The organism is Bradyrhizobium genomosp. III, assembly GCF_000261705.1.
GTDB classification, from domain to species: domain Bacteria; phylum Pseudomonadota; class Alphaproteobacteria; order Rhizobiales; family Xanthobacteraceae; genus Bradyrhizobium; species Bradyrhizobium ottawaense.
The window spans coordinates 1-9044 of the sequence record NZ_AJQF01000185.1 but is presented as its reverse complement, the minus strand read 5'-3'; the positions used below and the strand labels follow the sequence as shown (position 1 = coordinate 9044).

The window sequence follows — 9044 nt, the reverse complement described above, 5'->3', positions numbered from 1 at the left end:
CGGCTGCGGCAGCGGGTGCGGCGCAACGGGGCGGCGCACCATCTGCGCGATCGAGAAATAGCGCGTGCCGTCGGACAGCTCGATCACCTGCTTGAGCAGGCGATCGGGCGTATCGAAGGTCGAGTGCACGTTCCACAGCGGACAGGTGCCGCCGAATTTCGAGAACGGGAAGGTGCCGGAGGAAAAACGCTTGGAGACGTTGCCGGCATTGTCGACGCGGAGCAGGAAGAACGGGATGCCGCGCGCGTTCGGCCGCTGCAAAGTGGTGAGCCGGTGGCAGACCTGCTCGAAGCCGGAATTGAAGCGCTGCGCCAGCACGTGGATGTCGTAGTTGAGCGCCTCGGCAGCAGCGAGGAATGCCGGATAGGGCATCATGACAGCGGCGGCGAAGTAGTTGCCGAGCGTGATGCGGAACAGCCGGCGCGGGGCGTCCTCGAGCGGGCCGGCGCGGCCGATGATGGTCTCCAACTGCTGCGCGCATTCGCCGAGGCCCAGCTGGAAGGCCAGCTGGAAGGCGCGGCCGGGCGGGTCGACCAGCTCCGAGATCAGGAGCTGGCGGCGGTGGCGGTCGAAGCGCCGGAGCGTCTCGCGCATCACGTCGACAGGCATGATGCGGGTCTGGACCGAATGCTTTTCGCGCAAACGCGCGGCCAGCGCCGCATAGAGCCCTTCGGCCGGCACGTTCAGCTCGTCGCGCAAGGCTTCGGCGGCCTGCTCGAGCTCCGGAAAATAGTTGCGGTTGGCCTCGATCAGCTCGCGCACGCGCTCGACCGGATTGGTCTCGTAACGCGTGCCGACGTCGCGGTCGGCCATCTGGGCCGCGGCCAGCGTCTCGCCCTGGCGCGCCTCGGTATAGGCCGCGTAGAGCCGCTGCAGCGCATGGGTGACGCCGGGGCAGAGTTCGGCGAGGTCGCGCAGCTCCTGCTTGGGAACGTCGATCTGGCGGAATAGCGGATCGGAGAAGATCTCGTTCAGCTCGGCGAAGAATCGGTCCTCGTCGGCGGTCGCAAGGTCGCGCAAATCGAGGTCGTAGGTCTCGGCCAGCCGCAGCAGGATCTGGGCGGTCACCGGGCGCTGGTTCCGCTCGATCAGGTTGACGTAGCTCGGCGAGATCCCGAGGCCTTCGGCGATCTGGGTCTGGGACAGCCCCAATTGCTGCCGAATCCTTCGGAAGCGCGGGCCGACGAAGAGTTTCTTGCCGGATTCGGCGGCCATATCTCAGATCTCCGTGCACATGAAGGACAGCTTGACTGACCTATATTTTTTACAAAGTTTACAAAATAACATCTGTTACATGTTCTGATGTTACATGACATCACCAATAAAAAACAAGCCATCTATACGAAGTTTCTGTTTTCGCGTTTAGCTCCTGACACGCATCTCGCAATGCATTGTCAAGAATGTCGATGGCCAGCCATCGGTCATCGTCAGCGAAAGGATAGGCACATGAATTACCAGCCCCGCGGCATCAACGCGCTTCAGCGCCCGGCCTCGTATCAAGACGAGATCAAGGCGGCCCAGGCGCTCCTCGAGACCCAGCCGACCTGGAACGGTGTGTCGGCCGAGGCCGTCGCACGCATGCGCCTGCAAAATCGCTTCAGGACCGGCCTCGACGTCGCCCGCTACACCGCGGCGCTGATGCGGGCCGACATGGCCGCTTATGACAACGACCCCACCAAGTACACCCAGTCGCTGGGCTGCTGGCACGGCTTCATCGCCCAGCAGAAGCTGATCTCGGTCAAGAAGCATTTCGGCGGCAAAACCGATCGCACCTATCTGTACCTCTCGGGGTGGATGATCGCGGCGCTGCGCTCCGAGTTCGGCCCGCTGCCCGACCAGTCCATGCACGAGAAGACCTCGGTGCCGGCGCTGATCGAAGAGCTCTACACCTTCCTGCGCCAAGCGGACTCGCGTGAGCTCAACGACATCTTCCGCCTCCTCGACAAGGCGCGCAAGGAAGGCGACAAGACCCGCGAGAAGGAGCTGATCGCGAAGATCGACGGCTTCCAGACCCACGTCGTGCCCGTCATCGCCGACATCGACGCCGGCTTCGGTAACGCCGAGGCGACCTATCTGCTCGCCAAGAAGATGATCGAAGCGGGCGCCTGCGCGCTGCAGATCGAGAACCAGGTCTCGGACGAGAAGCAGTGCGGCCACCAGGACGGCAAGGTCACCGTGCCGCACGAAGTGTTCATCGCGAAGATCCGCGCCTGCCGCCACGCCTTCCTCGAGCTCGGCGTCGAAGACGGTGTCATCGTGACCCGCACCGACTCGCTCGGCGCCGGCCTGACGCAGCAGATCGCCGTCAGCCACAAGCCCGGTGACATCGGCGACCAGTACAACAGCTTCCTCGATTGCGAGGAAATCACCGCGGAGAACGCCCGCAATGGCGACGTCATCATCAACCGCAACGGCAAGATGATGCGTCCGAAGCGGCTGCCCTCCAATCTGTATCAGTTCCGCCCGGGTACCGGCGAAGACCGCTGCGTGCTAGACAGCATCACCTCGCTGCAGAACGGCGCGGACCTGCTCTGGATCGAGACCGAGAAGCCGCATATCGAGCAGATCGCCAAGATGGTCGATCGCATCCGCAAGGTCATTCCGAACGCGAAGCTGGCCTACAACAACTCGCCGTCCTTCAACTGGACGCTGAACTTCCGTTGGCAGGTCTACGACGCGATGAAGGAAGCCGGCAAGGACGTCAGCAAGTACAACCGTGCCGAGCTGATGAAGCCGGAATACGACGATACGCCGCTGGCGAAGGAAGCCGACGAGCGCATCCGTACCTTCCAGGCGGATTCGGCCAAGCGCGCCGGCATCTTCCATCACCTGATCACGTTGCCGACCTATCACACGGCGGCGCTCTCGACCGACAATCTGGCGAAGGAATATTTCGGCGACCAGGGCATGCTCGGCTACGTCAAGAACGTCCAGCGCCAGGAGATCCGTCAGGGCATCGCCTGCGCCAAGCATCAGAACATGGCCGGCTCCGACATCGGCGACGACCACAAGGAATACTTCGCCGGCGAGGCTGCCCTGAAGGCGGGCGGCGTCCACAACACGATGAACCAGTTCGGCTAACGCAGCACGCTATTGGACAGGAGACTGACAATGACCAAAGGCAGCAATTTCTGGGTGATCGGCGGCGAGTTCGGTTCGATGAACTTCCACAAGCTCGTGGAAGGCTCGGCCCAGGTGCAGGGTCCGTTCAAGACCCGCAAGGAGGCCGAGGACGCCTGGCGCACGGTCTCGGAAGAGAACCGCCACAAGGCCGGCGTCCGCTTCTCCATCGTGGAAGAGCCGTCGCGCGTCTCGGCCTAAGGGCTTGGCTGCCGACCTGAATTAAGAAGACGTCCAAGGACGGATGGTCCCATCCAGGCTCTGCCTGGGTGGGATCGTCTGTTTTTGGCACAGGTCAATCGCCTGTGGGCGCCGTAAGTATCTGGAATTATGGACCCTTTGCGGGCCTCAAGGTTGCTGATAGGTTAATGGAGGAAAGTCGAGGACGAGGCCGACCATGTCAGAGCCCGAGACCAGCGGGACCCATCCCGGCCAGCCGCGCCCGGTGCGGCTGCGCGATGCGCTGCTGCGCGCGCGGATCGAGGCCGCCGACCGAACGGGCGTCGTCGTCGATCTCCGGGACGCCGAGGTGGCGCGGCTCGAGATCCTCAACGACGCGCTCGATCCCCTGTTCGCGCAGGTGCCTGACAGGATCGATCTGTTCGACCGCGGCATCAGCCAGGGCGATACGCCCAGACTCTGGATCGACGTCGTCGCCCACATCGTGATGGGGCGCGACAAGCGGATGTACCGCTTCGTTCAGGACACACGCTTTGGCCGCATCGTGCTCGCCGAATCGCACGATACCACTGTGATCGTCGAGGCCGTCACCGACTATGTCGCGCGCCGCATGGTCGAGCGCGAGCATGCGATGGTGGTCCCGCCCGAACCGAAGCCCGCGGTCGCGCCTCCGCCGCGCCGCTCGCGCCTGTGGCCGTTCGTGTTCGGCTTCGTGCTCGGCGCCGCCACCTTGTTCGGCCTCGCCGTGCTGGCGGCCTTGCGGAGCTGGTGAGGTATTCTCCGCCGTCATTCCGGGGCGCGCCAAAGGCGCGAGCCCGGAATCCATTCATCCACCAATTCTGCGGCTCGATGGATTCCGGGCTCGCGCATAGCGCGCCCCGGAATGACATCGAACTAGATCAGCCTCACATGCTTGATCTGCCCCATCTGAAATCCCGCCCCGAGGCTCCGCACCGTTTGCTCGCAGCGCCAGCCGGCATTGTCCTTCTCGATTCTGAAAAGATTATAGGCCGCCGCCGGGTAGCGCCCGTGCGCGAGCGCGGAGGCCGAGGGCACGCCGAGCGCGGGAATGTTGCCGTTGGGACCCTCGAACCACATCGTCGAATGAATGTGGTCGTGCCCGTGCAGGATCAGTTCGACGCCGTGGCGCTTGAGCAGCGCCAGCAGCGCGGCCGAATCTGTCATCCGCTTCTGCCGTGCATCGGACTTCAAGGGATGGTGCACCAGGAGCACGCGGAAGACGTCCTCGGCCGCGAGCCGTTCGAGCATTGCTGCAAGAGAGTCGAGTTGATCGCGCCCGAGCGTACCCGTCGCCATCAGCGGCAGGGTCGGCACCGCCGTGGACAGGCTGATCAGCGCGAGCGGCCCGCGCCGGCGCACGGATGGAAAGCCCATGCCGCCGTCGTCGCCGGCGAGATACGGCGCAAACGTCTCGCCGAAACGATGCGACGTGGCGCGGACATAGGCGTCGTGATTGCCGGGAATCGTGGTGACGCGGTCGGGCGGGCCGACGCCCTCGAGCCAGGCGCGGGCAGGGGCGAACTCGGCTTCCAGCGCGAGGTTGACGAGATCGCCCGTCACCGCGATGTGGTCGGGCGCCTGCGCCTTCATGTCGGCGACCAGCGCATCGAGCACCTCGCGACGCTGGTACTTGTGGCGGTTGCGCGTCCAGTTGACGTAGCCGAGCACGCGCTTGCCGGCGAGCTCGATCAGCCGCGGTTTCGGCAAGGGCGCTAGATGCGGATCGGACAGATGGGCGAGCGTGAAGGGGGCCAGCGTGTTGGGAGTCATGGCGTGCGATTGCCTCGCTATTGCTCCGTTGTAATGGCAAGGTCGCGGGGACTGTGCAAGCGGGGCCGGGACAGCGGCCTCAAGGAAGCCTGATGGGAGATCGTCTGGACCGTATTCGACGAAAATTCGAGCCGCTGCTGCGGCGAGTCTTCCACGCCTATTTCCTCATCGTTCGCGGTATGACGCTCGGCGTCCGCGCCGTGGTGCTGGATGCCGAGAATCGGGTGTTTCTGGTCAGGCACAGCTACGTCAGCGGCTGGTACCTGCCCGGCGGCGGCGTCGACCACGGCGAGACCATGGAGCAGGCGATGCGGCGCGAGCTCAAGGAGGAGGGCGATATCGACCTCACTGGCGAGGCCGTGCTGCATGGCATCTTCCTCAACAGCCACGTTTCCCGCCGCGACCACGTCGCGGTCTACGTCGTCAGGCAGTTCAGGCAGGACCGCCTGCCCGAGGCCAACCGCGAGATCGTCGAATGCGGGTTCTTCGCGGTCACGGCGCTGCCCGACGGCACCACGCGAGGGACGCGGCTGCGGATCGCCGAAGTGCTGGACGGCCGGCCAATGGTTGCGACGTGGCGCTGAGGACGGCCTGTGCGAGTGCGTCAGGAGTTGGAGTTGAACGAATGCAAGCCGAGGGTTTCAGAACACCTCTCCCGTCGACCTTGAAAAGGAGCTGAGCGCCTTGTTGCCCGATGGACCGCGCTGCGTTCAGGTGCTATCCCGCGATTAACATGACCGATCTCTCACTGACCATCCTCCCCGAGGCCGCTGGCGATGCCCAATCGATCGAGCGGCTGCACGAACGCACCTTCGGTCCCGGCCGCTTCGTGCTCAGCGCCTACAGGATCCGCGAGCACGTCGACCATCTGCTCGAATTGTCCTTCACCGCGCGCATCGGCACGCTGCTGGTCGGCTCGGTCAGGCAATTGCCGGTCCTGGTCGGCGAGACGCCGGCGCTGCTGCTCGGCCCGCTGACGGTCGAGCCGCCATTCCGCGGCCGCGGTGTCGGCCGTCTGCTGATGGAGCGCGCGCTAAAGGATGCGAAGGCGAAAGGTCACCGCCTCGTGCTGCTGGTCGGCGACGAGCCCTATTACAGCCGCGTCGGATTCAAGCCGGTCCCGAAGGGCCGCGTCACCATGCCCGGCCCGGTCGACGCCGCCCGCATCCTGGTGTTCGAGCTCGTCCACGGCGCCTTCGAAGGCGTGTCGGGCCCGGTCGGCCCGGACTGGAGCAAGGCGCGGAAGTAGTTCAGGCTACCACTCTGTGCACTACGAGACGACAGCGGCTCCGCAATGACGGGGTGAGAAAGCCGGTGTGCCGGGGCCCCCTGGCCCCGACGCACCCAAGATCAGAACTTGAAGTTCGCGAATGCGCGCACGCCGATGCCGGGCATCAGCACCTCGTCCTTGGTATAGGACACCGAGTTGCGGATGTTCTCGTTGAGGAGATTGTTGCCGACGATGCCGGCCATCATCTCGCGCGCGCCGAACCAGTTGCGGTCGAGCTTGGTCTTGTAGCTGACCTCGGCCTTCAACAGATTGTAGCCCGCCGTCGGCGTCTCCGCGATCAATGCGACGTTGTTCTGCGCGAAGGCGTGTAACAGGTTGACGCGCATCAGCCAGTTGTCGTCGCGCCAAAATACGCCGCCGCCCATTCGCATGGGGGGAATGCGCGGCACGTTGGTGCCGTCGCTGAAGGTGGCGCGGACGAAGTCGAGCTGATTCTCGATACCCCAGATGCCACCCTGGAACGCGCCGACGTCGAGCTGCGACTGGAATTCGCCGCCGCGGAAATTGGCATTGCGCTGCGAGTAGACCGCCTGGTTCAGCTCGGCGCCCGGCGTGCCGCAGGAGGCAAAGTCGTCATCGCAGGACACGCCGGTGAGGCGGCGATAGATGAAATTGTCGAAATGCGTGTAGTAAACGGTTGCCTCGAAGCGGAACGGCCCCGTCGCCCTGCGCACGCCGAGCTCGACCGATTTCGCGGTCTCGATGGTGAGGTTGGGATTGCCGATGTCGAAGGTCGCGGTCGCGTCATGGCCGCCGCGCGAGAACAGCTCGGCCGCCTTCGGCGCGCGCTCGACATATTGCGCGGTGATGCTGCCGACCATGCCGCCCGGCAGATCCTGCAGCAGGCCGATGCTGCCGCTCTTGGGCGTGAAGGACGGATTGCGCGCGATCGCCGCCTGCGGCGTGCCGTCGGGCAAATAATCGGCCGGGAAGTCCGGCGTCGTGCCGTGCAGCTCGACATGCTCGATGCGGCCGGCGATCTGCGCCCGCGTCGCCTCCGTGAACTTGAACTCGTTGAAGGCGTAGCCGGCGACGCGCGTGCTGTTGTTAGGGTCCCACAGGCCGTTGAACAGCGTGCCGGGATTGTCCGGGCTCGGCGCGCTCAATTCCTGATGCCCGACCTGGAAGCCCAGCGCCGTCGTCACTTCGGCGAAGCGCGCATTGAACGGCATCAGCTGCACCTCGGTGCGGATTTCCTGCTCCTTGTTGGTGAAGGTCTGCCTGATGCCGTCGCTGTTGAGGTCGGCGGGATCGGCAAGGCCGATCTCGTTGTGGCGGTAGTCGGTCGCGCCGGCCCAGAAGCGGACGGCGTCGATCGCGACGGCGTCGGGATGGTACTCGCCCTTGACGTTGATCTTGGTCTGGTGGCCGTCGATCCGCGTGCGGTGGTCGGCGCCGTCGATGCCGGGGATGTGGTAGAGCGAATCGTTTTGCGTGATCGATGCGCCGATATAGCCGCCCTGGAAGAAGTAGGAGCCGCCGATCGAGGCGCCGTCCGAGCGCGTCGCCGAGTTGGGCTGACGGCCGTTCACGGGGCGCGATTGATCGTTCAGATAGGGATAGCCCGGAATCGAATAGTCCGAGGTCGTGCGGCCATAGGCGTCGGCGTGGAACGCAAAATTGCCGCCGCCGGTGTCGAGCAGTACGCCGCTTTCCACGCCACGGTCGACCGAAGAGAACGCGGTACGGGTCTCGGCGGTGACGCAAGGCGATGTCGCTGCGCTCGCTAGCGGCGCCTTGGTCGGCAGGCCGTAAGCCTGGAATGACGGCGCGCAGTTCGGCACCGCATCCGGAATCCGGTTGTTGGTGGCGCTGACGACGCCGCCGATCGAGGTGGAGCCGTAGCGCAACGCGGCAGGCCCGCGCACCACTTCGATCTGGTTGGTCGCCAGCGGATCGATCGGGACGAAATGATCCTCGCCGAGATCGGACGCACCGCTCGAATTGGTGCCGTTCTCGACGATGCCGACGCGGTTGACGTCGAGACCCCGGATGATCGGCCGGCTGGAGGCGCCGGGCGCGAAGCTCGAGCCGGTGATGCCCGGCTTGGAGAACAGCAGATCGCCGAGCTGGCCGCCGCCCTCGCGGCGGATCTCCTCGTTCGGCACCACCGTGACCGTCGCGAACTGGTTGGTCACAATAGGCAGCACGCCCTGCTGAGGCGCGGCGGGCACGGCGGCTGCCGGCTCTGCTTCCGCCGCTTGTTGGCGGCTGCGCACCCGCGCGGTCCGCGTGCCGCGGCCGGGGTTGCGCGACGGCACCACCGCTCTGCGCACGATAGGGCTCGGCGCCGTCACGGTGACGGCGGGGATCTCGGTCGACGATTTGTCTTGCGCAGGCGTTTGGGCGAAAGCGGGCGTGGCGGCGGCGCCGAGCAGGAGCAGGCTCGCTCCGCCAAGACGCTGCGCGCGTCGCAATTTGAATGGCATGGTCCTGATTCCAGTCAGGCGCCGTCCGCATGATTGTGTGCTGATCGGAGGCGGCCTGCCGTCGCGGCGCGACGGAATTCGACTTCAACGTCTCCCGGGCATTTGCCGATGCGCGGCGAGCCCGGGCGTGATCAAGCGATGTTGAGAGTCAGGACGCGGGAGGGGCGCGCGGTTGGAACGCCGTGCCGGCCGATTTCAGATGGAGAAATTCGGCATCAGTGGTGCGGTGGAGC

8 protein-coding genes and 1 pseudogene are annotated in these 9044 nt (G+C 65.2%); 5 read left to right on the top strand and 4 right to left on the bottom strand.

Translation table 11 applies throughout. From position 1 onward, the window contains the following. Positions 1 to 1215 (bottom strand): helix-turn-helix domain-containing protein (locus tag IC66_RS0116260; RefSeq protein WP_038948331.1); only part of this gene is annotated, 1215 nt, incomplete at its 3' end. A gap of 231 nt (positions 1216 to 1446) precedes the next feature. Between IC66_RS0116260 and IC66_RS0116255 the strand changes: the two genes are divergently transcribed. The 3 genes from IC66_RS0116255 (at position 1447) to IC66_RS0116245 (ending at position 4072) form a co-directional block, all read left to right on the top strand. Then, on the top strand, positions 1447 to 3081 hold the full coding sequence (locus IC66_RS0116255) for an isocitrate lyase (protein ID WP_028141727.1): 1635 nt from the start codon (positions 1447 to 1449) through the stop codon (positions 3079 to 3081). Positions 3082 to 3111: 30 nt separating this feature from the next. Continuing rightward, the gene (locus tag IC66_RS0116250) at positions 3112 to 3321 is read left to right on the top strand and encodes a DUF4170 domain-containing protein (RefSeq protein WP_018323282.1); all 210 of its coding nucleotides are present in this window, start codon (positions 3112 to 3114) and stop codon (positions 3319 to 3321) included. A 196-nt stretch (positions 3322 to 3517) separates the two neighbouring features. After that, positions 3518 to 4072: a hypothetical protein gene (locus IC66_RS0116245; protein ID WP_038948330.1), complete on the top strand. Its 555-nt coding sequence runs from the start codon at positions 3518 to 3520 to the stop codon at positions 4070 to 4072. A gap of 122 nt (positions 4073 to 4194) precedes the next feature. On the opposite strand, the gene IC66_RS0116240 is transcribed toward IC66_RS0116245, so the two are convergent. After that, positions 4195 to 5076, bottom strand: coding sequence for a metallophosphoesterase family protein (locus IC66_RS0116240; protein ID WP_038948328.1), 882 nt, complete (start codon positions 5074 to 5076; stop codon positions 4195 to 4197). 107 nt (positions 5077 to 5183) lie between these two features. On the opposite strand from IC66_RS0116240, the gene IC66_RS0116235 reads away from it, so the two are divergent. Together IC66_RS0116235 and IC66_RS0116230 are read left to right on the top strand one after the other, a co-directional pair. Beyond that, positions 5184 to 5675 (top strand): NUDIX domain-containing protein, encoded by a 492-nt coding sequence (locus IC66_RS0116235; protein WP_038948327.1) that lies wholly within the window; start codon positions 5184 to 5186, stop codon positions 5673 to 5675. 149 nt (positions 5676 to 5824) lie between these two features. Next, entirely contained in the window at positions 5825 to 6340 is a 516-nt protein-coding gene (locus tag IC66_RS0116230) for a GNAT family N-acetyltransferase (protein ID WP_038948326.1), read from the top strand. 101 nt (positions 6341 to 6441) lie between these two features. Here the strand turns inward: IC66_RS0116230 and IC66_RS0116225 are convergent, their stop codons facing one another. Together IC66_RS0116225 and IC66_RS48300 are read right to left on the bottom strand one after the other, a co-directional pair. Further along, positions 6442 to 8811 carry a TonB-dependent receptor gene (locus IC66_RS0116225; protein ID WP_038948325.1) on the bottom strand — a complete coding sequence of 790 codons (2370 nt, stop codon included), beginning with the start codon at positions 8809 to 8811 and terminating at the stop codon, positions 6442 to 6444. A 148-nt stretch (positions 8812 to 8959) separates the two neighbouring features. Continuing rightward, a pseudogene (locus IC66_RS48300) lies at positions 8960 to 9044 on the bottom strand (DUF2946 domain-containing protein); the annotation flags it as partial.

Excerpts from the sequence above, each read along its gene's own strand:
- IC66_RS0116230 (WP_038948326.1), top strand. The coding sequence starts at position 5,825 with ATGACCGATCTCTCACTGACCATCCTCCCCGAGGCCGCTGGCGATGCC.
- IC66_RS0116225 (WP_038948325.1), bottom strand. The coding sequence starts at position 8,811 with ATGCCATTCAAATTGCGACGCGCGCAGCGTCTTGGCGGAGCGAGCCTG.
- IC66_RS0116255 (WP_028141727.1), top strand. The coding sequence starts at position 1,447 with ATGAATTACCAGCCCCGCGGCATCAACGCGCTTCAGCGCCCGGCCTCG.
- IC66_RS0116235 (WP_038948327.1), top strand. The coding sequence starts at position 5,184 with ATGGGAGATCGTCTGGACCGTATTCGACGAAAATTCGAGCCGCTGCTG.
- IC66_RS0116245 (WP_038948330.1), top strand. The coding sequence starts at position 3,518 with ATGTCAGAGCCCGAGACCAGCGGGACCCATCCCGGCCAGCCGCGCCCG.
- IC66_RS0116250 (WP_018323282.1), top strand. The coding sequence starts at position 3,112 with ATGACCAAAGGCAGCAATTTCTGGGTGATCGGCGGCGAGTTCGGTTCG.